This is a genomic window from Microbacterium sp. M3 (genome assembly GCF_033548675.1).
GTDB classification, from domain to species: domain Bacteria; phylum Actinomycetota; class Actinomycetes; order Actinomycetales; family Microbacteriaceae; genus Microbacterium; species Microbacterium arthrosphaerae.
On the sequence record NZ_JAWTZT010000006.1, the window covers coordinates 1 to 23,443 of the forward strand.

General features: G+C 70.9%; 22 protein-coding genes and 1 pseudogene. 12 read left to right on the top strand and 11 right to left on the bottom strand.

The genetic code is table 11. The annotated features are described in order from the left end of the window. Positions 1-444: 444 nt before the first annotated feature. The 3 genes from purL to R8Z57_RS15900 all read right to left on the bottom strand — a co-directional run bounded on the left by purL (position 445) and on the right by R8Z57_RS15900 (position 4,753). Complete coding sequence (purL, locus tag R8Z57_RS15890; RefSeq protein ID WP_318354761.1) at positions 445-2,781, bottom strand: phosphoribosylformylglycinamidine synthase subunit PurL; 2,337 nt, start codon at positions 2,779-2,781, stop codon at positions 445-447. Between the two features lie 225 nt (positions 2,782-3,006). Further along, positions 3,007-4,086, bottom strand: coding sequence for a HAMP domain-containing sensor histidine kinase (locus R8Z57_RS15895; RefSeq protein ID WP_318354762.1), 1,080 nt, complete (start codon positions 4,084-4,086; stop codon positions 3,007-3,009). Beyond that, complete coding sequence (locus tag R8Z57_RS15900) at positions 4,079-4,753, bottom strand: response regulator transcription factor (RefSeq protein WP_318354763.1); 675 nt, start codon at positions 4,751-4,753, stop codon at positions 4,079-4,081. The genes R8Z57_RS15895 and R8Z57_RS15900 overlap by 8 nt, the downstream gene beginning before the upstream one ends. Positions 4,754-4,841: 88 nt before the next feature. Here R8Z57_RS15900 and R8Z57_RS15905 point away from each other — a divergent pair, with 88 nt between their 5' ends. From R8Z57_RS15905 to R8Z57_RS15920, 4 genes are all read left to right on the top strand, one after another. Further along, a complete protein-coding gene (locus tag R8Z57_RS15905) occupies positions 4,842-5,507 on the top strand; it encodes a M15 family metallopeptidase (protein WP_318354764.1) in 666 nt (221 codons plus the stop codon). Then, positions 5,504-6,100 carry a VanZ family protein gene (locus R8Z57_RS15910; RefSeq protein ID WP_318354765.1) on the top strand — a complete coding sequence of 199 codons (597 nt, stop codon included), beginning with the start codon at positions 5,504-5,506 and terminating at the stop codon, positions 6,098-6,100. Before R8Z57_RS15905 ends, R8Z57_RS15910 begins: the two co-directional genes overlap by 4 nt. A gap of 118 nt (positions 6,101-6,218) precedes the next feature. Beyond that, positions 6,219-6,614: a metalloregulator ArsR/SmtB family transcription factor gene (locus R8Z57_RS15915; protein WP_318354766.1), complete on the top strand. Its 396-nt coding sequence runs from the start codon at positions 6,219-6,221 to the stop codon at positions 6,612-6,614. Between the two features lie 2 nt (positions 6,615-6,616). Beyond that, positions 6,617-7,597 carry an SRPBCC family protein gene (locus R8Z57_RS15920; RefSeq protein ID WP_318354767.1) on the top strand — a complete coding sequence of 327 codons (981 nt, stop codon included), beginning with the start codon at positions 6,617-6,619 and terminating at the stop codon, positions 7,595-7,597. Positions 7,598-7,695: 98 nt separating this feature from the next. Here R8Z57_RS15920 and R8Z57_RS15925 read toward each other — a convergent pair whose 3' ends face one another. After that, the gene (locus R8Z57_RS15925) at positions 7,696-8,808 is read right to left on the bottom strand and encodes a fatty acid desaturase family protein (RefSeq protein ID WP_378722302.1); all 1,113 of its coding nucleotides are present in this window, start codon (positions 8,806-8,808) and stop codon (positions 7,696-7,698) included. Between the two features lie 221 nt (positions 8,809-9,029). Between R8Z57_RS15925 and R8Z57_RS15930 the strand changes: the two genes are divergently transcribed. Beyond that, the gene (locus R8Z57_RS15930) at positions 9,030-9,929 is read left to right on the top strand and encodes a TerC family protein (protein WP_318354768.1); all 900 of its coding nucleotides are present in this window, start codon (positions 9,030-9,032) and stop codon (positions 9,927-9,929) included. 120 nt (positions 9,930-10,049) lie between these two features. On the opposite strand, the gene R8Z57_RS15935 is transcribed toward R8Z57_RS15930, so the two are convergent. From R8Z57_RS15935 to R8Z57_RS15955, 5 genes and pseudogenes are all read right to left on the bottom strand, one after another. After that, positions 10,050-10,733 carry a response regulator gene (locus tag R8Z57_RS15935; RefSeq protein WP_318354769.1) on the bottom strand — a complete coding sequence of 228 codons (684 nt, stop codon included), beginning with the start codon at positions 10,731-10,733 and terminating at the stop codon, positions 10,050-10,052. Beyond that, positions 10,730-12,172: pseudogene (locus R8Z57_RS15940) on the bottom strand (DUF4118 domain-containing protein); the annotation flags it as partial. The pseudogene R8Z57_RS15940 and the gene R8Z57_RS15935, both read right to left, overlap by 4 nt. 242 nt (positions 12,173-12,414) lie before the next feature. Then, positions 12,415-12,891, bottom strand: coding sequence for a Fe-S cluster assembly sulfur transfer protein SufU (gene sufU / locus R8Z57_RS15945; protein ID WP_318354770.1), 477 nt, complete (start codon positions 12,889-12,891; stop codon positions 12,415-12,417). After that, positions 12,888-14,189 carry a SufS family cysteine desulfurase gene (locus R8Z57_RS15950; RefSeq protein ID WP_318354771.1) on the bottom strand — a complete coding sequence of 434 codons (1,302 nt, stop codon included), beginning with the start codon at positions 14,187-14,189 and terminating at the stop codon, positions 12,888-12,890. The genes sufU and R8Z57_RS15950 overlap by 4 nt, the downstream gene beginning before the upstream one ends. A 63-nt stretch (positions 14,190-14,252) precedes the next feature. Continuing rightward, positions 14,253-16,316, bottom strand: a complete 2,064-nt coding sequence (locus R8Z57_RS15955; RefSeq protein ID WP_378722300.1) for an APC family permease — start codon at positions 16,314-16,316, stop codon at positions 14,253-14,255. 140 nt (positions 16,317-16,456) lie between these two features. Between R8Z57_RS15955 and R8Z57_RS15960 the strand changes: the two genes are divergently transcribed. The 3 genes from R8Z57_RS15960 (at position 16,457) to R8Z57_RS15970 (ending at position 19,106) form a co-directional block, all read left to right on the top strand. Beyond that, positions 16,457-17,557, top strand: coding sequence for a VanZ family protein (locus R8Z57_RS15960; RefSeq protein WP_318354772.1), 1,101 nt, complete (start codon positions 16,457-16,459; stop codon positions 17,555-17,557). A 332-nt stretch (positions 17,558-17,889) separates the two neighbouring features. Continuing rightward, positions 17,890-18,624: a hemerythrin domain-containing protein gene (locus tag R8Z57_RS15965; RefSeq protein ID WP_318354773.1), complete on the top strand. Its 735-nt coding sequence runs from the start codon at positions 17,890-17,892 to the stop codon at positions 18,622-18,624. Positions 18,625-18,641: 17 nt separating this feature from the next. Beyond that, the gene (locus R8Z57_RS15970) at positions 18,642-19,106 is read left to right on the top strand and encodes an SRPBCC family protein (protein WP_318354774.1); all 465 of its coding nucleotides are present in this window, start codon (positions 18,642-18,644) and stop codon (positions 19,104-19,106) included. 30 nt (positions 19,107-19,136) lie between these two features. Here the strand turns inward: R8Z57_RS15970 and R8Z57_RS15975 are convergent, their stop codons facing one another. Beyond that, positions 19,137-20,366, bottom strand: a complete 1,230-nt coding sequence (locus R8Z57_RS15975; RefSeq protein WP_318354775.1) for an amidohydrolase — start codon at positions 20,364-20,366, stop codon at positions 19,137-19,139. Between the two features lie 383 nt (positions 20,367-20,749). Between R8Z57_RS15975 and R8Z57_RS15980 the strand changes: the two genes are divergently transcribed. Further along, on the top strand, positions 20,750-21,487 hold the full coding sequence (locus R8Z57_RS15980) for an alpha/beta hydrolase (RefSeq protein ID WP_318354776.1): 738 nt from the start codon (positions 20,750-20,752) through the stop codon (positions 21,485-21,487). Positions 21,488-21,508: 21 nt separating this feature from the next. Here the strand turns inward: R8Z57_RS15980 and R8Z57_RS15985 are convergent, their stop codons facing one another. After that, positions 21,509-21,898: an ester cyclase gene (locus R8Z57_RS15985; RefSeq protein WP_318354777.1), complete on the bottom strand. Its 390-nt coding sequence runs from the start codon at positions 21,896-21,898 to the stop codon at positions 21,509-21,511. A gap of 26 nt (positions 21,899-21,924) precedes the next feature. Between R8Z57_RS15985 and R8Z57_RS15990 the strand changes: the two genes are divergently transcribed. From R8Z57_RS15990 to R8Z57_RS16000, 3 genes are read left to right on the top strand one after another with little or no spacing between them, the layout of a single operon-like run. Continuing rightward, the gene (locus R8Z57_RS15990; RefSeq protein ID WP_318354778.1) at positions 21,925-22,152 is read left to right on the top strand and encodes a hypothetical protein; all 228 of its coding nucleotides are present in this window, start codon (positions 21,925-21,927) and stop codon (positions 22,150-22,152) included. 26 nt (positions 22,153-22,178) lie between these two features. Further along, entirely contained in the window at positions 22,179-22,880 is a 702-nt protein-coding gene (locus tag R8Z57_RS15995) for a tyrosine-protein phosphatase (protein ID WP_318354779.1), read from the top strand. Positions 22,881-22,924: 44 nt separating this feature from the next. Beyond that, positions 22,925-23,431, top strand: a complete 507-nt coding sequence (locus R8Z57_RS16000) for a hypothetical protein (RefSeq protein WP_318354780.1) — start codon at positions 22,925-22,927, stop codon at positions 23,429-23,431. Positions 23,432-23,443: the final 12 nt, after the last annotated feature.

Here is a 23,443-nt window from a genome sequence, read left to right on the forward strand (position 1 = left end):
CGACGACCCCGCGGGAAGTGACACCACGTTATGGGACTCACCCATGGCTTCGGGTCCTGTGGAAGCCCTGTTCGCCTGCGGAACGCCCTGGTGCGTACGGCCGTGCAGAGCTCGGGCGCGTTTCGTCTCGCTTCGCTCGCTCAACGACCGGAGCCTCTGGTCGTCAAGCGAGCGAGCGAGGAAGGAGGGAGGCCGAATGCGCTCCGGCGCGACAGGGCGTCCGCAGGTGATCGGGCCGTGTGCAGGAGCCGGAGATGGCTTCGGGTCCTGTGGAAGCCCTGTTCACCTGCGCAATACGGGTGCGGGCCACCGCGGCCGAGCTCCACCTCGGGGGTCAGGGCATCCGCAGGTGCCCGGGTCTTGTGCAGGACCCCTACAGAGCATCGGGTGCTGTGGAAGCCCCGTTCGCCTGCGCAACGCGGCTGCGCCCGGACCCGACGGGGGTCAGGAGGCCACAGGCTCCGACACCGTCGCGCCGAAGGCGGCGGGCAGCGTCGACGTCGAGAGGTCGCGCAGCTCGGCGAGGGGCACCGTGAAGACGCCCTGCACCTCGAGCGCCGGCTCGTCGCCGTCCGCGGCCGCGTCCGTCACGCCGATGCGCAGCACCGGGTACCCCCGGCCCTCGCACAGCCCGCGGAACTTCACGTCGTCCTCGCGCGGCACCGAGACGATGACGCGGCCCGTGGACTCCGAAAAGAGGGCGGTGGCGGCATCCACCCCGTCCCGCTCCTGGATCTCGTTCAGCCAGACGCGCGCGCCGACGCCGAAGCGCATGACGCTCTCGGCCAGAGCCTGCGCGAGGCCGCCCGACGACAGGTCGTGCGCCGACGACACCAGCGACTGCTGGCCGGCCGCGTGCAGCAGCTCGGCGAGCTTCTTCTCGTGCGCGAGGTCCACCGCCGGCGGGCGGCCGCCGAGGTGCCCGTGGATCGTCCCGGCCCACTGCGAGCCCGAGAGCTCGGTGGCCGTGACGCCGAGGAGGTAGATGTTCTCGCCGGCGTCCTGCCAGCCCGACGGGATGCGGCGGGCGACGTCGTCGATGATCCCGAGCACGCCGACGACCGGCGTCGGGAAGATCGGCTGGTCGCCGGTCTGGTTGTAGAACGAGACGTTGCCGCCGGTGACGGGGACGCCGAGTTCGAGGCATCCGTCCGACAGGCCGTCGACAGCCTGCGAGAACTGCCACATGACCTCGGGGTTCTCGGGGCTGCCGAAGTTCAGGCAGTCGGTGACGGCCGTCGGCACGGCACCGGTGACGGCGACGTTGCGGTAGGCCTCGGCGAGGGCCAGCTTCGCGCCCTGGTACGGGTCGAGCTGGCAGTAGCGGCCGTTGCAGTCGGTGGCGATGGCGAAGCCGAGCCCCGAGTGCTCGTCGACGCGGATCATGCCGGCGTCGTCGGGGAACGACAGGGCCGTGTTGCCCATGACGTAGTAGTCGTACTGGTTCGTGACCCACGACGTGTCGGCGAGGTTCGGGCTCGCGACGAGCTGCGTGAACTGCGTGCGGAGCGTGTCGGGGTCGCTCGAGCGGGGGAGCGCCGCGGCGGAGTCGTCGCGGAGCGCGTCGATCCAGGTGGGGTAGGCGACGGGGCGCTCGTACACCGGCCCGTCGACCGCGACGGTCGAGGGGTCGACGTCGACGATCTGCTCGCCGTGCCAGAAGATCTGGAGGCGCCCATCTCCGGTCACCTCGCCGAGCACGCTCGTCTCGACGTCCCACTTGCCGACGACCTCGAGGAACGCGTCGAGCTTCTCGGGCGCCACGATCGCCATCATGCGCTCCTGGCTCTCGCTCATCAGGATCTCTTCGGGCGTGAGCGACGGGTCGCGCAGCAGCACCTTCTCGAGGTCGACGCGCATGCCCGAGCCGCCGTTGGCGGCGAGCTCCGACGTCGCGCACGAGATGCCGGCGGCGCCGAGGTCCTGAATGGCCTCGACGAGTTCGCCCTTGTACAGCTCGAGGCAGCACTCGATGAGCACCTTCTCGGCGAACGGGTCGCCGACCTGCACCGCGGGCCGCTTGGTAGGACCGCCGTCGGCGAACGTGTCGGAGGCGAGGATGGATGCCCCGCCGATGCCGTCGCCGCCGGTGCGGGCGCCGAAGAGCACGACCTTGTTGCCGGCGCCGGTGGCGTTGGCGAGCTTGAGGTCCTCGTGGCGGAGCACGCCGACCGCGAGGGCGTTGACGAGCGGGTTGCCCTGGTAGACCGCGTCGAACACGGTCTCGCCGCCGATGTTCGGAAGGCCCAGGCAGTTGCCGTAGAACGAGATGCCGCTCACCACGCCATGGACCACGCGCGCGGTGTCGGGGTTGTCGATGGCGCCGAAGCGCAGCTGGTCCATGACGGCGACCGGGCGCGCGCCCATCGAGATGATGTCGCGCACGATGCCGCCGACGCCGGTCGCGGCGCCCTGGAACGGCTCGATGTAGCTCGGGTGATTGTGCGACTCGACCTTGAAGGTGACCGCCCAGCCCTCGCCGATGTCCACGACGCCGGCGTTCTGGCCCATGCCGACCATGAGCCGTTCCTTCATCTCGTCCGAGACCTTCTCACCGAACTTGCGGAGGTAGATCTTCGACGACTTGTACGAGCAGTGCTCCGACCACATGACGGAGTACATCGCCAGCTCGCCCGACGTGGGGCGGCGGCCGAGGATCTCGCGGATCTTGTCGTACTCGTCCGGCTTGAGACCGAGCGCCGCGTACGGCTGCTCCTTCTCGGGCGTGGCCTCGGCGTTCGAGACGGTGTCGGCGACGGAAGTCGAAGAGGGGGTGGTCACGCGGCTCAGCTCCAGAAATTCGGGGGATGCCGGACCTCCCCAGTCTAGTTCGGCACGAGATGGGGTGACGGATGCCGCGGGCCGAGGCATCCGTCCGCCGGTCGTGTTCCGGACGAAGTCTCGGAAACGGCGTCGGGACACCGGCCGTCACGTGAGAACGGAAGGTCTAGAAGCGGCAGCGCAGCCGTGTCGTGACACCATCCGGCGGGCGCGGGACGCTCCTCATCAGCCCGCGCCGGGCACCCGCACCGTGACGAGCAGCCCTCCCTCCGGGCGCGCCGTCAGCGTGAGCGCCCCGCCATGGGCCCGCGTGATGCTCTGGACGATCGCGAGGCCCAGGCCGACCCCGGCCTCGTCGCCGCGCAGGCGCTCACTGCCGCGCTGGAAGGGCTCGGTGAGCGTCGCGACGAGTTCGGGTGCGAGGCGCGGGCCGGTATTCTCGACGGTCAGGATGCCGCCTCCCGCGCGCGTTTCGGTGCGCACGCGGACGCTGCCTCGCTCGGGGAGATTATGCGCGATCGCGTTCTGGACGAGGTTCGTGGTGAGCTGCAGCAGGAGCGCCGGCGACCCGAGCACGGGCGCGATGTCGCCCGATGTCTCGAGCGTGACGCCGCGCTCTTCGGCGAGCGGCAGCAGCGTCTCGGCCGCCTCCTCGGCGAGGAGCGACAGGTCGACGCGCTCGCGGTCGAACGTGCCCTGGTCGACGCGGCTCAGGACGAGCAGGGCCTCGGTCAGCTCTATCGCGCGGGCGTTGACGACGCTGAGCCGCTCGAGGAGCGCGGCGGTGTCGTGCCCGGGGTCGCTGCGCGCGACTTCGAGCATCGCCTGCGAGATCGCGAGCGGCGTCCGCAGCTCGTGCGAGGCGTTGGCGGCGAAACGACGCTGCTCGGCGACCTGCGCCTCGAGTCGCGCGAGCATCGTGTCGAAGGCGTCGGCGAGCTCGCGGAACTCGTCCTGGCGTCCTTCGAGAGCGACCCGGTGCGACAGTGAGCCGCCGGCGGCGCGGCGCGCGGCATCCGTGATCCTCGTGAGCGGAGCGAGCATGCGGCCGGCGAGGACCCACCCGCCTGCGAGCCCGAACGCGAGGAGGAAGACGAGGGCCCAACCGGCGGCCGGCGTGAACGCGCGAATGAGGTCGTCGCGGCCCGGCGAGTAGCCGTCGAGCGTGGGTGTCGCGTCCGGCGGCACGTACCGCAGCAGGAACAGCCACACCACGGCGAGCAGGATGCCGCCCGCGACCATGAGGAATCCCGCGTAGCTGAGCGTGAGCTTGAGGCGAACGCTCGGTCCGCGTTCTCTAGCCATGGGGTCCACCCGTGTCGATGCGGTAGCCCGAGCCCGGGACCGTCGCGATGACCCACGGCTCGCCCAGGCGCTTGCGCAGCGCCGAGACCGTGATCCGCACGGCGTTCGTGAAGGGGTCGGCGTTCTCGTCCCAGGCGCGCTCGAGCAGCTCCTCGGCGCTCACCACCCCGCCTTCGGCCGCGATGAGCACCTCGAGCACGGCGAACTGCTTGCGCGTCAGCGCGACATAGCGTCCGTCGCGGAACACCTCGCGACGGAAGGGGTCGAGCCGCAGGCCCGCGATCTCGCGCACGGGCGGCCGGTGGTGCGCGCGGCGCCGGTCGAGCGCGCGCAGACGCAGCACGAGCTCTCGCAGCGCGAAGGGCTTCGTGAGGTAGTCGTCGGCACCGAGTTCGAACCCCGACGCCTTGTCGTCGAGCCGGTCGGCGGCAGTGAGCAGGAGGATCGGGATGCCGCTGCCCGATGCCACGATGTGCCGCGCGATCTCGTCGCCCGACGGACCCGGGATATCGCGATCGAGCACCGCGATGTCGTACGAGTTGACGCTCAGGAGCTCGAGGGCCGTGTCGCCGTCGCCCGCGATGTCAGCCGCGATCGCCTCGAGCCGCAGCCCGTCACGGACGGCTTCGGCGAGGAATGGCTCGTCCTCGACGACCAGCACGCGCATGCTGACGATCGTAAGAGCTGGCGCATATCGTCGGCATATCGAGCTCGGCATACGCTCTGGCAACACGCGCTCGCGTGAAGTGAGTGCCATGTCCTCTCACACCCCTCACAATCCGGCATCCCGCCGCCTTCATGCGGCCGCCGTCGCCTCGGCAGCGGTCGTCTTCGCAGTGGTCGTCACGGCGTGCACGTGGCCCGCGAGCGCCCGAGAGCCCGCCGCGACCGCGCCCTCTGCGATCGCTGCCGACACCGCCGGATCGGTCCCCGGGGCGCTTCCGGCGCTCGAGGGCAGCTCCGGCGCGGTGCTCGCGGAGGACGGTGGTGTCGCCGACGGCACGACCGTCTTCGACGACGTCCCTGCCGTCTCCCGACTCCAGCCGCAGCTGCTCGAGGCACTCCGGCGTGCGGCCGCCGACGCCTCCGCCAGCGGCATTGCGTTCGTCGTCAACAGCGGCTGGCGGTCGCGCGATCACCAGGACCGCCTGCTGCGCGACGCGATCGCCGAGTACGGCTCGGCCGAAGAGGCCGCGCGCTGGGTCGCGACGCCGGACACGTCGCCGCACGTCTCGGGGAGCGCGATCGACATCGGAGGGACGGATGCCACGGACTGGCTCGCGGCGAGGGGCGCGCGGTTCGGACTCTGTCAGATCTATGCGAACGAGCCGTGGCACTACGAGCTGCGCCCGGAGGCCGTCGGATCGGGCTGCCCCGCGGTGTACCCCGACCCGACCTACGACCCGCGGATGAAGCCATGACCGCGACGACTGAGACCTCGCCTTCCGCGCCGCACGCCGCCGATCGCGTGAATCGCGGGCTCGTCGCCGGGCTCTTCGGCGTCTATCTCGTGCTGCTCGCGTGGCTCGTGCTGTTCAAGCTCGATGTGCCGGTCGTCGGGGGCGTCACCCGCTCGATCAAGCTCGTGCCGTTCGTCGCGGGCCAGGGGTTCGGCGCGAGCGTCCCCGCTGAGGTCGTTGCGAACGTGCTCATCTTCGTGCCGTTCGGCGCGTACCTCGCCCTGCTCGCGCCGGCGCGGTCGCTTCCGCGCATCACCGCGACCCTCGCGGGCGCGAGCTTCGCGCTCGAGTCCGTGCAGTTCGTCCTCGCGGTCGGCAGCTCCGATGTGACCGATGTACTGGTCAACACGGCGGGCGGTCTCGCGGGGTGCGGCCTCGTCGCCGTCGTGCGGCGCACGTTCGGGGTGAGGGGCGTCCAGCGCGCGCTCGCGGTGGGAACGGTGATCGCAGTGCTCGCGAGCGCTGCCTTCGTCGCCTCGCCCACCCGCTACGGCCCACCGCCCGACGGGCCCCGGCCGCCCCAGCATTCGGGCACGGAGCGTCTGGCACCGTGAGGGCACGGACCGCCGTCCGGGCGCCTGTGCCTCACGGGATGACCGTGCGTCGTCGCTCGGGACCTCGGTCGACCGAAGGGGTTGACGGATGCCGCGACCCGGCCTAACCTACAACCAAATGGTTGTACGAAATGAGCTCAGCGATGACGAGATCGACCGCGTGTTCCACGCGCTCGCCGCGGCCACGCGGCGCGACATCCTCCGTCGGACGATCGCGGACGAGCACTCGGTCTCGGCGCTCGCCCGCGAATACGACATGTCGTTCGCGGCCGTGCAGAAGCACGTCGCCGTCCTCGAGGAGGCCGGCCTCATCGTCAAGCGCGCCGAGGGGCGCGAGCGACTCGTCCGGGCGGACCCCGAGATGATCGCCCGGGCGCGGGCGCTCCTCGCCCGCTACGAGGAGATGTGGCGCTCCCGCATCGACCGGCTCGACGCGCTGCTGGCCGAGCCGGCCGGAGCCCCCGGCATCCCCACCCCAGAAGAACCCCAGCACGACACCAACGAAGGAGAATGACGATGCCCGTCACCGACGTCACCACCGATGCCGAAGCTCTCACGCTGACGCTCACCGCGGACTTCGCGGCGCCCGTCGAGCGACTGTGGGAGGCCTTCACCGACCCGCAGCAGCTCGAGCGGTTCTGGGGCCCTCCGGGCTGGCCCGCGCGCTTCCCGGAGTTCGACTTCACCCCGGGCGGCCGTGCCGTGTACTACATGACGAGCCCGCAGGGCGAGAAGTCGTACGGCTCGTGGGAGTTCCTCGAGATCGACGCCCCACGCGGCTTCACCGTGCTCGACAACTTCGCCAATGCAGACGGGGCGCCGCTCGACGGCATGCCCGTCATGCGCGTCGTCTTCACGTTCGAGCCCACCGCGGCGGGCTCGCGCATGGTCAATGTCTCGCACTTCGCCTCGGCCGACGCCCTCCAGCAGGTCGTCGACTTCGGCGCGGTCGAGGGCTCGACGATGGCGATCAACCAGCTCGACCGCGTGCTGGCAGGCCTGCGCGAGTACGCCGCCGGCAAGGCCACGCAGACCGAGATCCTCGACGACACCCACGTGCGCATCACGCGGCTCATCGAGGGCCCGATCGACCTGGTGTGGCGCGCCCACCAGGAGCCCGAGCTGCTGGAGAAGTGGATGCTCGGCCCCGACGGCTGGCGGATGTCGGTGTGCGAAGTCGACCCCGCCGTTGGCGGGAAGTATCGCTACGAGTGGGAGCCGATCGGCGACACCGAGGGCGAGCGGTTCGGGTTCGACGGCGAGACCGTGCTGTCCGAGGCGCCGCGTCGCGCCGTGACCACCGAGCACATGACCGGAACCGACTACCCGTCGACCCTCAACGACCTCAACCTCGAGGAGGAGGACGGCGCCACCCTGATCACGCTCCTGATCGAGTACCCCGACATGCAGACCCGCGACATCGTGCTCGCGACCGGCATGACCGACGGCATGGAGGCGAGTTACGCGCGCCTCGAGGGAGTGCTGGCCGGGGTCTAGCCGGACAGCCGTCTGCAGAACTCCACGGATCCACACTGTCCAGGCCCCACCGCGCCGCGAGGGCCGCGCGGTGGGGGCGGATCCGTGGAGTTTCGCACTCAGGCGCTGCGGAACCGATTCACCATCGGGCAGTCGAACGGGTCGCGGGCGGCGAGGCCCACCCGGTTGAGGTACGCGATGACGATGGCGTACGACTCCCAGAGGCTCGTCTCGGTGTACGGCACGCCCCGTGTGCGGCACTGCTCGATGACGATCTCGCGGGCCTTCGCGAGGTGGGGGCGCGCCATGCTCGGGAAGAGGTGGTGCTCGACCTGGTAGTTGAGCCCGCCCATCAGCGCGGTCGCCCACCAGCCGCCGCGGATGTTGCGAGAGGTGCGCACCTGCTTCGAGAAGAAGTCGAGCTTCGCGTCATTGGCGATGATCGGCATGCCCTTGTGATTGGGCGCGAACGACGCGCCCATGTAGACGCCGAACACGGCCAGCTGCACGCCGAGGAACGCGAACGCCATGCCGATCGGGAGGAAGACGAAGATCGGCGTGAGGTAGAGGGCGAATCGCACTGTGATGAGCGCGAGCTCGATCCAGCGGTCCTTGACGCCTTCGCGTGAGAACAGGTGGCGGAACGCGTGCCCGTGCAGGTTCACGCCTTCGAGCGTCAGCAGCGGGAAGAACAGCCAGCCCTGCTTACGGGTGACGAGGGCGCGCCATCGGCCGGCGGAGGCGGCATCCGTCTCCAGGAACGAGATCGTGTCGATCTCGATGTCGGGATCCTTGCCCACGCGATTCGGGTTCGCGTGGTGGCGATTGTGCTTGTTGTTCCACCACGAGAGGCTGATCCCCACGACACCGGCGGCGAGGAAGCGCCCGAGCCGGTCGTTGGTGGGGCCCGACGCGAGGATCTGCCGGTGGGCGGCTTCGTGGGCGAGGAACGCCACTTGCGTGAACAGGATGCCGAGGGCACCTGCCATCAGCAGCTGGTACCACGTCTGCCCGAGCAGGACGAAGCCCGTGATGACGCCGCCGAACCCCAGGAGCAGCCCCACGCCGACGAGGGCGTAGAACCACTCGGCCCGGCGGAGGAGTCCCGTCTCGCGCACGACCTGCGACACCTCGGTGTAGGCGCGGGCGACCGGCGGGAAGGTCTCGGCGCCGGCGTAGGTCTGGCGGACGGGGCCCAGCTGATCCTGCGGGGCGGCGATGAGTGTGGCGATGATGCACCTGCTCTGGGTCGGGTGTCGACGCTGACGTCGTCTCGGAGCCACAGGCGGATGCCGATCGCTGTGGCCCACCCTACGCACGTGAATATGGCCGGGAGGGCATGGGCCGAGTCCTCCCAGGGCTTTGGGAGCGCGGCCTCATCGGACCCTCATGCAGGCCGCACCGGGCTGCCGACCGCCGCGGCCGGTCCACGTGCGCCCCCTACGATGAGCGGGTGGACTTCTCCTTCGCTTTCACGCCCGATCTGATCGCCGTGTTCCTGACGCTGTTCGTGCTCGAGATCGTGCTCGGCGTCGACAACGTCATCTTCATCTCGATCCTCGCGTCCAAGCTCCCCAAGGAGCAGCAGGCCAAGGCCCGCAACCTCGGCCTCACCCTCGCCATGGTGATGCGCGTGATCCTCGTGCTGTTCGCCGGGTGGATCATCACGCTCAAGAACGACGTGTTCTTCATCGGTGAGATGGGCTTCTCGTGGAAGGACCTCATCCTCATCGCGGGTGGTCTGTTCCTCGTCTACAAGGCCGTGACAGAGATCCACCACAAGCTCGAGGGGGCCGAGGAGGAGCACGCCGGCGTCGGCCGCAAGACGATCACGTTCGGCTCGGTGCTCGTGCAGATCCTGCTGCTCGACCTCGTCTTCTCCCTCGACTCGGTGATCACCGCGGTCGGCATGACGGAGAACCTCGTCGTCATCATCACGGTCGTCGTGCTCTCGTTCGGCATCATGCTCTTCGCGTCGCGCTTCATCTTCGCGTTCGTCAACAAGCACCCCACGGTGAAGATGCTGGCGCTGTCGTTCCTGCTCCTGATCGGTGTGTTCCTGGTCGCCGAGGGCTTCGAGATCAAGATCGACAAGGCGTTCATCTACGGGCCGATGGCCTTCGCGATCTTCGTCGAGGCCCTCAACCTCGCCTACTCGGCCCGCAAGGCCAAGCGCGAGAACAAGCGCAACGAGGCGGTGCAGCTGCGCCCGCAGTACCCCGACGTCGACGAGTCGGTCGCGGTCCACTCCGCGCTCTCGGGCAGCGCGTCGGGCGGCTCGGTCGGACTCTCGCGCAAGCCCGTCGCGGGCGATGACGCCGCGGCCGCCGACGAGCGCCACGGCCTGGGCTGACCCGGGTCCTCGGCTGCCCCGGGCCTCGGCTGGCCCGAGGCCTCGGCTGATCGGGGGCTGCCCCCGGGCCTGGGCTCACCGGAACGCTCGGCCCGGCGTCGCGGGCCCCGGCCCGCGCGGTCAGGCGGCGGGGTCGGCGAGCAGGCGGTAGCCCATGCCCGACTCGGTGAGCAGGTGCGCCGGGTGGGCGGGGTCGGCCTCGAGCTTCTTGCGCAGCTGCGACATGTAAAGCCGCAGGTACCCGGTGTCGACGACCTGCTCGGTGCCCCAGATGTCTTTGAGGAGCGATTGGCGCGTCACGAGCGATCCGGCGTTGCGCGCCAGGAACTCGAGGATGCGCCACTCGGTGGGCGTGAGGTGCACGCGCTCGCCGGCGCGCGTGACGGTCTTGGTCGAGAGGTCGACCACGACGTCGCCGAACGAGACCACAGGAGCTCCGGATGCCGCGACCGCGCGTCGCGAGAGGGCCCGCAGCCGTGCGAGCAGCTCGTCGATCTGGAACGGCTTGGTGACGTAGTCGTCGGCTCCGGCATCCAGCGCCTCGACCTTGTCGGCGGAGCCGGTGCGGCCCGAGACGACGATGATCGGCGCGGTACTCCAGCCCCGCAGCGCCTCGATGACCTGGATGCCGTCGAGGCGCGGCATCCCGAGGTCCAGCATGACGACGTCGGGGTGCTCCTTCGCGGCCAGCGCGATGGCCGCGGCGCCGTCGGTGGCGGCGACCACGTCGTACCCGTGGGCGGCGAGGGTGATGCGCAGCGCCCGCACGAGCTGGGGGTCGTCGTCGGCGATCAGCACCTTCATTCGGCGACCACCGGCTCGTCGTGGGCGTCCGCGACGGGGAGGGCGATCACCATGGTCAAGCCTCCTCCGGGGGTGTCCTCGGGCGTGAGCGTACCGCCCATGCCCTCGGTGAACCCCTTCGACAGCGCCAGCCCCAGTCCGAGCCCCGTCGTGTTGTCGGTGTCGCCCAGCCGCTGGAACGGGGTGAACATGTCGTCGCGGCGAGCGGCCGGGATCCCCGCGCCGCGGTCGACGATACGGATCTCGGCGTCGGGCCCCCGACGGGCGGTCGACACCCGCACGCGCGCCCCGTCCGGCGAGTGGCGCGTCGCATTGGCCAGCACGTTGACGAGCACGCGCTGCAGCAGCACGGGATCGGCGCGCAGCGCGGGAACGCGCGCGTCGAGTGCCAGCTCCACCTGCTCGGGTCCCGCGCCGAGCTCGTCGAGCGCGGCGAGCACGACGCCGGCGCCGTCGACGGGCTGCAGCGACACGGCGAGAACGCCCGCCTGCACGCGGCTGACGTCGAGGAGGTCGGTGACGAGGTTCGACAGCGTCGCGAGCGACTCGTCGGCGGTCGCCAGCAACTCGGCGCGGTCCTCGGCCGACAGGCCCGGCCCGGCGGCGCGGAGACCCCCGACGGCGGCGACGGCGGCCGCCAGCGGGCGGCGCAGGTCATGGCTCACAGCCGAGAGCAGCGCGCTGCGCACTTGATCGGTCTCGGCGAGCACGTCCACCTTGCGCGCGGTGCGGGTCAGGTCGGTGTGCTCCAGCGCGGCGGACAGCTGCGCCGAGACGGCGTCGACGAGCCGGCGCTCGGAGGCATCGAGAGGGTGGCCGTGCAGCTCGAGCATCGCGGGTGGACCGCCGTTGCGACGACTGACGGTGACCGCCTCGAACCGGCCGTCGCGCACCGGCTCGCCGTCGGTCGCCACCACGGTGCCGTCAGAGTCCACCAGCCGCACGCCGGCGAGCCCGAGCGACTCGCGGGTGCGGCTGACGAGTGCCAGCACGGCGGAGTCGCCCCGCAGCACGCTGCCCGCGACGGCCGCCAGCAGCTCGGCCTCCGCTTCTGCACGATGCGCCGCCCGCGCCGCCCGCGCGGCCCGGTCGACCACGAAACTGACGAGCACCGCGATGACCACGTACAGGACGAGGGCCCACACGTTGCGCGGATCCGCGATCGAGACGGTGTAGTACGGCGCGACGAAGAAGTAGTTGATCGCGAGGCCCGACATCACCGCGGCGAACACCGCCGGCCAGATGCCGCCGACGAGCGAGACCAGCACGACGAGCAACTGGTACGCGAGCACCTCGCTCGTGATCGTCTCCTCGCTGCGGATGCTCACGAGGAACCACGTGAGCACCGGGCCGCCGAGGAGGGCGAGACCGAAGCCGAGCAGCCGGCGGCGCAGGCTCAATGCCCCGCCGGTCATCCGGGGAAGTGTGAACCGGCCGCCAGGGTTGGTCGGTGAACCGGCGTCCGCCGCCGGGTGCCCTCCGCGCGCGCCCCGCTCCATGTGGTCACCCTATGACGGCGCCGGATGCCGCAGCCGCCGCCCTCACGGAATCCGAACGCCCGCGCGTCGCCGGCGTTTCGTCTCGCTTCACTCGCTCAACGCCCGGAGGAAGGCCCGCGTGCCGCGGGCGTTTCGTCTCGCTGCGCTCGCTCAGCGACCGGGCGGTCGGGCTCCTCCGCGGATCAGGCCCGGGAGGTCGCGTCCTCGAAGGCGACCCAGGCGAGCATGGCGCACTTCACGCGGGCGGTGAACTTCGAGACCCCCGACAGCGCGGCCGCGTCGCCGAAGACCTCCTCGTCGAGCGCGATCTCGCCGCGCGAGCGCAGCGCTTCGCGGAAGCCTTCGACGAGAGCGGATGCCTCGGCCCGCGGCATCCGTCCCTCCTCCTCGATCAGCGCGGCGAGCATCGACGCCGACGCCTGCGAGATGGAGCAGCCGGCGCCGTCCCAGGTCACCTCGTCGACGGTCGTGCCGTCGTCGGACAGGCGCACGCGCAGCGTGATCTCGTCGCCGCAGATCGGATTGCGCTGGTACGAGGTGGCCACGCGCTGGCTGTGCGCAACGCCTTCGGCGGCGGCCTCCGCGGCGAGACCCTTGCCGTGCGGGCGCTTGGAGTGGTCGAGGATCAGCTCCTGGTACAGCGAATCGAGCCCGCTCATGCGCCGGCCCCGAAGAACGAACGGACGCCCGAGAGTGCGTCGAGGAACACGTCCACGTCGTCGGCGGTGTTGTACAGCTGCGTCGACGCGCGCACCGACGCGGTGAGGCCGAAGCGGCGGTGCAGCGGCTGGGCGCAGTGATGGCCGACGCGCACCGCGACCCCGCGCGCGTCGAGGAACTGGCCGACGTCGTGCGCGTGCACGCCCTCGACCTCGAACGCCCAGAGCCCCACGCGCTCGGCCCCGGCGGCGTCGCCGAGCAGGCGCACGCCCGGGATCGCCCGCAGCCCCTCGCCCATGCGGGCCTCGAGCGCCTTCTCGTGCGCGTGCACGGCGTCCATCCCGATGCCGTCGAGGTAGCGCACGGCCGCCGCGAGACCGATCGCCTGCGACACCGGCTGCGTGCCCGCCTCGAACCGCTGCGGCGGCGGCAGGTAGGAGGCCTCGTCGAGCGTGACGGTGGTGATCATCGACCCTCCCGTGAGGAAGGGCGGGAGCGACTCGAGCACCGCGGACCGCCCGTAGAGCCCGCCGATGCCGTAGGGGCCGAGCGTCTTGTGGCCCGAGAACACGGCGAGGTCGACGTCGAGGGCGGGAAGGTCCAGGGGCAGGTGGGGCGCGGACTGGCAGGCGTCGAGCACGGTGAGAGCGCCGGCGGCGCGGGCGAGGGCGACCAGTTGGTCGACGGGGTTCACGATGCCCAGCACGTTGGAGACGTGGGTGAAGGCCAGCACCCGGGTGCGGTCACCGATGACGGCGGCTGCGGCATCCATGTCCAGCGTTCCATCGTCGCGCACGGGGATGTGGCGCAGCACGGCGCCGGTGCGGGCGGCCAGCTCCTGCCACGGGATGAGGTTGGCGTGGTGCTCGCTCTCGGTCACCACGATCTCGTCGCCGGCGCGGAGCGCGTAGGGAGCGGATGCCGGAGCCCCGCGCCCGATCGAGGCGTTGCCGATCGCGTAGGCGACGAGGTTGAGTCCCGCGGTGGCGCCGCTCGTCCAGACGAGCTGCTCGGGGCGGGCCCCGACGAACCCGGCGACGGTGGCGCGGGCGTCTTCGAACAGCTCGGTCGCCTCGGCGGCGAGGGTGTGCGCGCCGCGGTGGACGGCCGAGTTCGCGCGCGTGAGGAAGTCCACTTCCGCGTCGATGACCGCCCGCGGCTTCTGGCTGGTCGCGCCCGAGTCGAGGTAGACCAGACGTTCGCCGTTGACGCGCTCGCCGAGGATCGGGAAGTCGGCGCGCAGCGCGTCGGCGTCGAGCAGGGCAGGCGGGAAGGCCGCGGAAGCGGAAGGGGTCACCCTTCAAGGGTATGCGGGATGCCGCCGCCCCGGCTGGGAACCGGGGCTCGAGGCCCGTCGGGCTCAGCGTTTCGCGGGGTCGGATGCCGCGGCATCCCGAATCGGCGGACCCGCCGGTCGCGTGGCACGCCGGGCGGTGCGATGCACCTCGGGCGCCGCACCTCGTCCGGCGCGCTCGTCACCCGGCAGCACGCGCGAGCGGCGACCGTAGATGAGCTCAGACGAGTCGAGCAGCCACGGCACCAGCGTGATCGAGACGCCGTGGACGAGCATCAGCTGCTGCGCGATGCGCCGCGCGCGCCGGTTGTGCAGCAGCGACTCCCACCAATGGCCCACGATGTACTGCGGCAGGTAGACGGTCACCACCGCAGACCCGTGCTCCTGCCGGTACTTCTTGACGAACTCCGCGATCGGGCCCGCGTAGGTGCGGTACGGCGACTCGATGATCTTGAGCGGAATGGGCATGCGGTGGGAGCGCCACTCGGCCTCGAGCGCCGCGGCATCCTCCTTCGTCACCGAGATGTGCACCGCGAACGTCTTGTCGTGCTTGGCGGCCAGGGCGTAGTCGACGGCCTTCACGACCGGCTTCTGCAGCTTGTTGACGAGGATGAGCGCGACGTCGCCCGTCGAGCCGAAGTGGATCCTGTCGTCCATCTCGATCTCGTGCTCGACGTCGCGGTAGTACCGGTGCACGCCGACCATGAGGAACGAGAGCAGGGGGATCGCGAGGAACACCAGCCACGCGCCGTGCGTGAACTTGGTGATGGTCACGATGATGAGCACGGACGCGGTCATGCTGGCGCCGAGGGAGTTGATGACGAGGCCCTTGCGCAGGCCGAACGCCTCGGTGCGCGCCGCCTTCGTGGCGCGCTGTTCGGGCGAGAGGGTGCGCAGCCCCCGCAGTCCGCGCCGCCAGTGCCGGATCATGCCGATCTGCCCGATCGTGAACGACACGAAGACGCCGATGATGTAGAGCTGGATGAGGTTGGTGAGGTTGGCCTGGTAGACGATCAGCACGGCGATCGCGATGAGACCCAGGATGATCATGCCGTTGGAGTACACCAGCCGGTCGCCGCGGGTGTTGAGCGCCTTCGGGGCGTAACCGTCGCGCGCGAGCACGGAACCCAGCAGGGGGAAGCCGTTGAAGGCGGTGTTGGCCGCCAGCAGCAGCACGATGGCGGTCGCCGCCTGGATCACGAAGAACGGGATGGACCCCATGCCGAACACCGCCGACGACACCTGCGCCATCAGGCTCGGCTGCGGTTGGGAGCAGTCGAAGCCGATGAGGTCGCACGGGTTCTCGGCGTAGTGGACGCCGGAGACGAGAGCGATCGCGGTCAGCCCCGAGAAGAGCAGGATCGCGATGCCACCCATCGCCGCGAGCGTCGTCTGCGCGTTGCGCACCTTCGGCTGGCGGAACGCCTGCACCCCGTTCGACACCGCCTCCACGCCGGTCAGCGCCGAGCATCCGCTGGAGAACGCGCGGAGGATCAGCAGGATCACGGCGGCCTGCGTGATGCTCTCGGTCTGCACGGCGTACTGCGCGCTGGACGCGACGGGCGGGTTGCCGGTCGCGATCTGGAACAGACCCACGACGATCATGACCCCGACCGACCCGATGAAGACGTAGGTCGGGATCGCGAACGCCCGTGAGGCCTCGCGCACGCCGCGGAGGTTGACGACCACGATCAGGATCACGAAGCCCACCGCGAGCTCGACGCGCCACGGGTTCAGGCCGGGGAGCGCCGAGATGATGTTGTCGACGCCGGAGGCGACCGAGACCGACACGGTGAGCACGTAGTCCACGAGCAGCGCCGAGGCGACCACCACACCCGGGATCTCACCGAGGTTCTTGCGGGCGACCTCGTAGTCGCCGCCGCCCGACGGGTAGGCCTTGATGAGCTGGCGGTAGCTCACCACCACGACGATGAGCAGCACCACGACCGCGGCGGCGATCCAGGGAGCGAAGGCGAGGAACGCCAGGCCGCCGGTGAGGAGGATGAGCAGGAGCTCCTGCGGGGCGTACGCCACCGACGACAGCGCGTCGGAGGCGAAGATGGGGAGCGCCATCTTCTTGGGAAGCAGGTGCTCGTCGGAGTCGGTCGACGCCAGCGGGTCGCCGAGGATGAGGCGCTTCGCGATCGGCGCCTCGTCGACCGTCTGCTCGCGGCTCTCACTCGTCACGGCGGGCCACGCTACCCTCGCCGCCGCGCCGGAAGCGGCATCCTCACGGAATCCATACGCCGGCTCTCTGCGAGACTCATGCCGTGGAGGAGCAGGTCGTCCTGGGCGTGCTGGCGATCACGCTCGGCGTGGTCGTCGGAGTGCTCCTGTTCGTGCCGTTCGTGGCCCTGAGCTACCGGCGGCGCGGGGGCTTCGGCTTCGGCCGCTTCGTGCTGTGGGGCTCGGCGCTCGTATACGTCATGGCCGTGTGGACCTACACGCTCCTGCCCCTGCCCGACCCCGACGCCATCCGCTGCGCGGGCGTGAACATCGACGTCACCGCCATCGCCGATGAGATCCGCGGCGCCGTCGCCCGTCGCGGGAGCGCGGCCGCCGGCGATCCCGCGATGCTGCAGGTGCTGCTCAACGTGCTGCTGTTCGTGCCGCTCGGGTTCTTCGTGCGGGTGCTCGGCGGCCGCGGCGTGGGCACGGCCCTCCTCGTCGGCGTGGCGCTGTCGGGGTTCGTCGAGCTCACGCAGCTCTCCGGGGTATGGGGCCTCTACCCCTGCGCGTACCGGGTGTTCGACGTCGACGACCTCCTCACGAACACCCTCGGCGCCGTGCTCGGCTCGGTGCTCGCGCTCGCCGTGCCCGCCCGCCACCGGGGATCGCCGAGGCTCGCCGACGCCGACCGACCGCGGCCCGTCACCGGCGGCCGGCGCCTGCTCGGCATGGTGTGCGACGCGCTCGCCGCCTGGGTGCTGAACCTCTCGATGGTCGTGACGGTCCAGCTCGCGCTGTACCTGCTCGGGGCGGATGCCGCCGTGCGCGACGGCTCGGCGGCGAGCGTGGTCGGCTCCGCCGTGCCGATCGTCGTGTGGCTGATCGTCGTCCTCGCGACGGGAGGGACGGTCGGCGACCACGTCGTGCAGCTGCGGTTCGAGGGCGGCCCGCTGCCGGTCGGTCTCGCACGTCTGCTGCGGTTCGCCGGCGGCATCGGCGGCTATCTGCTCCTGGCCGCCGTGCCGGGGGTGTGGGGTTTCGTGGCGTCTGTCTTCGCGGCGCTGTCGGTCATCCTCGCCCTCACGACGAGGGGGCATCGGGGCCTCCCCGGGCTGCTGTCGGGTCAGCGCCTCACCGACGCCCGCCAGGCGGACGATCCGGATGCCGCGCCCCCGGGCGGGACGCCGCGCCCGGGTCGCTGATGCCTCGGCCCGCAGCGTGCGCGGGTCACTGCGCCCGTGAACGTGTGCCCGAGCAGGGGTCCGGCGTTGCTGAGGGATGGCGCGGCCGCGGGCCGCGGCATCCGTCCCCCGCGCCTAACGGCTTCCACGGCCGCGCACGCGGGGGTACTGTGCTGGGGCCCGGAGGCCGAACCGGCCGCGTCCGCGCACCCGGTGGCACTGCGCGCGGTGAACCGGCCGCGGCCGCGCACGCGGAGGTACTGCGCGCGGGAACGACCGCGAGTAGAATCCGGGCTGATCACCGCCTGGGGTCGTCGCGACGCGGCGAGCAGCGGACGGATCGGGGGTGCGACATGGCGACCAGACTGCCGTCGTCAGGACCGATGCCGGAGGGGCAGCAACCCGGCTGCGACACATCGGGGCTGATCCTGGTGCACAGGATCTTCCGGTGGCTCTACCGCGAGCTGCCACAGCTCGTCCGAGACGTCGCGCCGGGCGATGTCGAGCGCGCCGCCGTCGTCGGCCGCTACGCCCATCTCGACTTCTACGCGCTGCACATGCACCACCAGACCGAAGACGCCGCACTGTGGGACCGGCTGGTGTCGCGCGACCCCGGCTGCGCGATGCACGTCGATCAGATGCGCGCGCAGCACGCGGAAGTGGCGGCGCACCTCGCGCGCATCGAGCCGCAGCTCGAGCCGTGGCTCCAGACCGCGGATGCCGCGCGGCGCGACGCGTTCGCCGCCGACATCGAGCACCTGCGCGACACCCTCATCGCTCACCTCGGGCAAGAGGAGGACGACATCATGCCGGTGGCCGGCGCGGTCCTGTCGCAGCAGGAGTGGGACTGGATGGAGGAGCACACGCGCGCCGAGCTGATGGCCCACCGGAAGGAGCTGGGCAAGGACATCATGGCGCTGCAGCTCGGCCTGCTGCTGGCAAGCGTGCCGGAGGCGGAGCGCGACGCGTGGCTGCGATCGAACGTGCCTGCGCCGATCCGCGTGCTGTATCTGCTGCTCATGAAGCGGCAGTACGACCGAGCGATGCGGGAGCTCTATCCCGATCGCCCCGTCCCCGCCATGGTGTGACGATCATGTGGCGACGCGTGACGCTCGACGTCCACCTCGATCATCCGCCCGAGCGCGTCTTCCCCTGCTTCGCCGACCCGGGCACGTGGCCCGACTGGGCGCCGGCGGTCGAGCTCCGGGAGCGGCTCGGCGAGGGGCCCGCGGTCGTCGGCAGCCGCTGGTCGGCGGTGGATCGTATCGTCGGCCCGTTCCGCGTGCGGTTCTGGGACGAACTGGAGGTGGTCGAGCCGCTGGAGCGCGTCGTGTGGCATTCCACGGCCCCGTGGAACTCGCGCGTCGAGTACGTATGCGCGCCCGATCGCGGCGGCACGCGCGTCCATGCCGATTACGGCGGCGACGTCGCCGGGTGGCTCCGGCTGGTGGCGCTGCTGCCGACGTTCGTGCTGGCGCGGATCCTGCTGCGCGACTTCCGCGGACTCACCCGGCTGCTGGATGCCGAAGACGCCAGGGTCGAAGCCGTCGCCGAGGCCGATCCGGCCTGAGCGATGTCGTGGCGGGTGCGACGGCGGCGGTTACGTGGCAGGAGCGCTGCCGAGGAACTCGCGCGCGGCGACGACCAGGGCGTCCACCCCGCGGCCGAGCGTCGGCTGCAGCACGGGCGCGAAGAACGGCGAGTGGTTGGTGGGGATGTCCCGCTCGACGGTGCCTGCGGCCTGGGCTGCGGCGAACGCGACCGGGTCGGCGCCGCCCCAGAACCAGAACACCAGCGGCACGCCTGCTTCCCGTGCGAACCACGACACGTCCTCGCTGCCGGTGAACATGCCGGGGTCGATCACGGTCCCCTCGCCGAACGCCGCGTCGAAAGCGGTCGCGAGACGCTCGGTCGCATCGGCGTCGTTGATGGTCGGCGGCAGGGTGTGGTCTGTCACGATCACCGGCGGCTCCTCGGCGCCCGACGCCTGCGCCTCGGCGCGCACGATGCGCTCCACCTTCTCGAGCACGCGGGCGCGGGCCTCGTCGTCGGGGTACCGCAGGCTCAGTTCGAGCTTCGCCTCGGCCGGGATGATGTTGTTCTTGAGGCCGGCGTGGATCGAGCCGACGGTGACCACGGCGACGTCACGAGGATCGACCTCCCGCGAGACGATCGTCTGCAGTCGCAGGACCGTCGCTGCCGCCATGACGACCGGGTCGATCGTGGCCTGCGGGCGCGAGCCGTGTCCGCCGCGACCGAGCAGGGTGACCGAGAGACCGTCGGATGCCGCCATCTGCGTGCCGCTGCGCACGCCGATCGTGCCGGCAGGCAGGGGGGTGACGTGCTGGCCGAGCACGATGTCGGGCTTCGGGAACCGGTCGAAGACGCCGTCGGCGATCATGGCCTGCGAGCCGGCGCCGTATTCCTCGGCCGGCTGGAAGACGGCGACGATCGTGCCCGACCACTGTTCCTTGGTCGCGACCAGCTGCTCGAGCGCGCCGAGCAGCGCCGTCACGTGCATGTCGTGCCCGCACGCGTGCATGACCGGCACGTCGTTGCCGGCGGGGTCGGTGCCGCGCGCCGTGCTCGCGTACTCGAGCCCGGTCTGCTCGGGCACCGGCAGCGCGTCCATGTCGGCGCGCAGCCAGACGACCGGCCCCTCGCCGTTCTCGATGAGCGCGGCGACGCCGGTCTTGCCGATGCCCTCCTCGAATGCGATGCCCAGCTCCGTCAGGTGCTGCGTGATCACCCCGGCCGTGCGGGTCTCCTGGAAGGACAGCTCCGGATGCCGGTGCAGATCGATGTAGAGCGCTTCGAGGTCGAGGGTCATGGGGTCGAGCCTAGCCGGGGGTCCGTCGCGGGCGCGGGGTGAGGAGGACCGGGTCGCGGACCGCTGCACCTCGCCCCTGCGGCCGCGCTCCGCCTGCGCCCGCCCGCGTCGGCACAGGTGAACAGGGCTTCCACAGGACCCGGACCCGCGCCGGGCTCCTGCGCAAGGCCCGTTCACCTGCGGACGACCCGACGCCGCGGCCTCCCGCCGCGGAGCACGCCCCTGGCCGGCGGCGGCCGCAGGCGGTACTGTGGCCGGGCCGAGCGGACGAGAAGGAGGTGACCCGATGAACGGAATCACGCGGGCGCTCCTCGTGGGAGCTGCGGTCGGGCGATAGGTCGCCGGGAGCGCCCCATCTGGAGCACTTCCAAAAGGCACCACTCATGCGTTTCACTTCTGAGCGCGTCCTCGACGACGGCGTTGTCGAGCGCGAGATCGACATCGACGGCGTCGCCGGCATCCTCTGGACACCACCGCGCGCGCTGTCGGAGCCCACCCCGCTGATCCTGCTCGGCCATCCCGGCGGCATCCAGCGCATGTATCCGCGTCTGTTGGCCAGGGCACAGCAATCGGCCGCGCACGGATTCAGCTCCGCGACGATCGACCTGCCCGGTGCGGGCGACAGGCCCCCGATCGAGGGCGTCGACGCCGCGCGCGCCGACCTGCAGACGGCATTGCGCGACGGCAGGCCGGTCACTGCTGACGTCATCGACCGCCTCGTCGTGCCGCTGGTGGACCGGGCTGTCCCCGAACTGCAGCGCACGTTGGATGGGCTCCTCGCCCTCCCCGAGATCGCGGGCCCGGTCGGGTACTCGGGTGGCGTGATCGCCATCGGCGTGCGGCTGGCCGCAACAGATCCCCGCGTCGTCGCGGCCGGCCTCTTCGCCGGCAGCTACGTGCCCGCATCCACCTTCGACGAGGCCCGTCGCGTGACGATCCCGGTGTATGTGCTGCTCCAGTGGGACGACCATGGCAACGACCGGCAGATGGCACTCGATCTCTTCGACGCGTTCGGATCCGAAGAGAAGACCCTGCAGGCCAACATGGGCGGTCACACCGGTGTCCCGTCCTACGCGGGCGAGGACGCCGCCCGATTCTTCACGAGGCACCTTCGCGGATGAGGGGATCGTGGATGCCGCGGCTCACTGCTGCAGCAGCGCGAGAAGCTCGATGGGCTCGGTGCCCGAGAACTCCACGATCCGCCCGCGTGCGACGCGGTACATCGCGAATTCGGCGACGTTCGCGTGACGACGGGTGGGGGCGATGCCGCGGAACGGTCCGAGGTGCGTCCCGCTGCCCCGGAGGTGCGCGGCGATGCGGTCGTCCTCGACGATCACCTGGATGCGCCGCCACTGCCAGTCGGGGAAGCCGTGGAACAGCTCGTCGAGATCGTCGATCCAGGCGTCGACGCCACCGGGAAGATGTGCGCGACGGACGGCCGGGTCGAGGTGCGATCGCACGTCGTCGAGGTCGTGCCGGTTGCAGGCATCGAGGAAGTCCGCGTACCACTCGCGCATCTCCCACGGCTCCACCCGTCCATTCTCGACGACCGTCGTCGGTGGCGCGCCGACGGACCGTGGGCCTGACGATCCCGGCGATCCTCGTGATCGGCCTGATCACGGGCCGACCGGTGATCCTCGGGGAGTCCCCGGCCAACATGGTGCTCATCTGCATCACCCTCGTGATGACCGTGATCACGTACTTCGCGCCCCGCACCACCGCGGTTCACGGTGCCGTGCATCTCATGCTGTTCGGCGTCTACGGCGTGCTGATCTTCGCGCCCTGAGTCCGGCCGCGTGGCACACTGACGACGTGCCGATCGCTCTCGCCGTCCACGGACTGGCCAACGTCCGCGACCTCGGCGGGCTGGAGCGGGAGGACGGATCCACGACCCCCGCCGGCGTCTTCGTCCGCGCGGAAGTGCTGGATCGGGTCGATGCGGCGGGGTGGGATGCGCTCCGGAGCCACGGGGTGCGGACGAGCATCGATCTGCGGCGGCCCGAAGAGATCACCGGAAGCGTGCCCGACGACGTGCTCTCGCTGCACGTCGACCTGGACGGCGACGAGCGCGACTTCTGGGCCGCGTTCGAAGCCGACGGGCGCTGGGGGACCCCCCTCTACTACGCCGACCACCTTCGAGAACTCCCGCATCGCCTGGCCGCAGTGCTCGAGGCGATCGCATCAGCGCCTGCCGGCGGCATCCTCTTCCACTGCGGTGCCGGGTGGGACCGGACCGGACTCGTCGCCGCCGTGCTGCTGAAGGCGACCGGCGTCACGGAGGATGCCGCGGCCGCCGACTACCTCGCCTCCTTCGCGAACGCGGAGTCGATGCGGGCGCTGCACGGCCGTTCCTTCGACGTAGAGGAGCGCCGCGCGGTGCTGGGCAGGTTCGGGCACACAGCGGATTCGGCGTTCCGCGCGATGTACCGGCAGCTCGACCTTCACGACTGGCTGCGCCATGCGGGTGTGGACGCCGCCACGGAGCGCGCGATCATGACGTGGCGCGCCCTCTGACTCGTCGCGCGAGGAGTGCGAGGAGCGCGAGATAGTCTGCGCCCATGATCCGTTGGCCCGATCGCTGGCAGCCGGAGGCGTGCGTCGCGCTCGAACCGTACTTCGGGAGCGATGTGCGGCTCGACATCATCCTGGGGCCGAACGACGGTCTCGGAGGGGGCACTCGCCTTCAGGGGTTGGTGTACCTCGTGGACGACGTTCCCACCGTGATCCATGACCGCAGCGGCCGCCCCGACGTCTACCCGTGGTCGCTCCTCGCCGGCCCGGTCATGCGCATCAACGAACTGCGACCGCGGCGCAAGCCCGTCACGCTGTTCCTCGACCCTGAGTGGGGTGCGGTGACGGCTGTGCTGGAGGATCAGCGGCGCCGTCATGACCTGTCACGGGTGCCCGACATCCACGTGCTGGAGAACGTACGCCGGACGATGCGCGTGGAGGACGTCGTGGGCGATGACGCGCTGTCGCGGGCGTATCGCCTGTATCTGTCGAGCAGTCAGCACCACCGCCGGCCCACACGTCCGTTGGGAGGACCACCGGCGACATCGCCCTGACACGTCATCCGG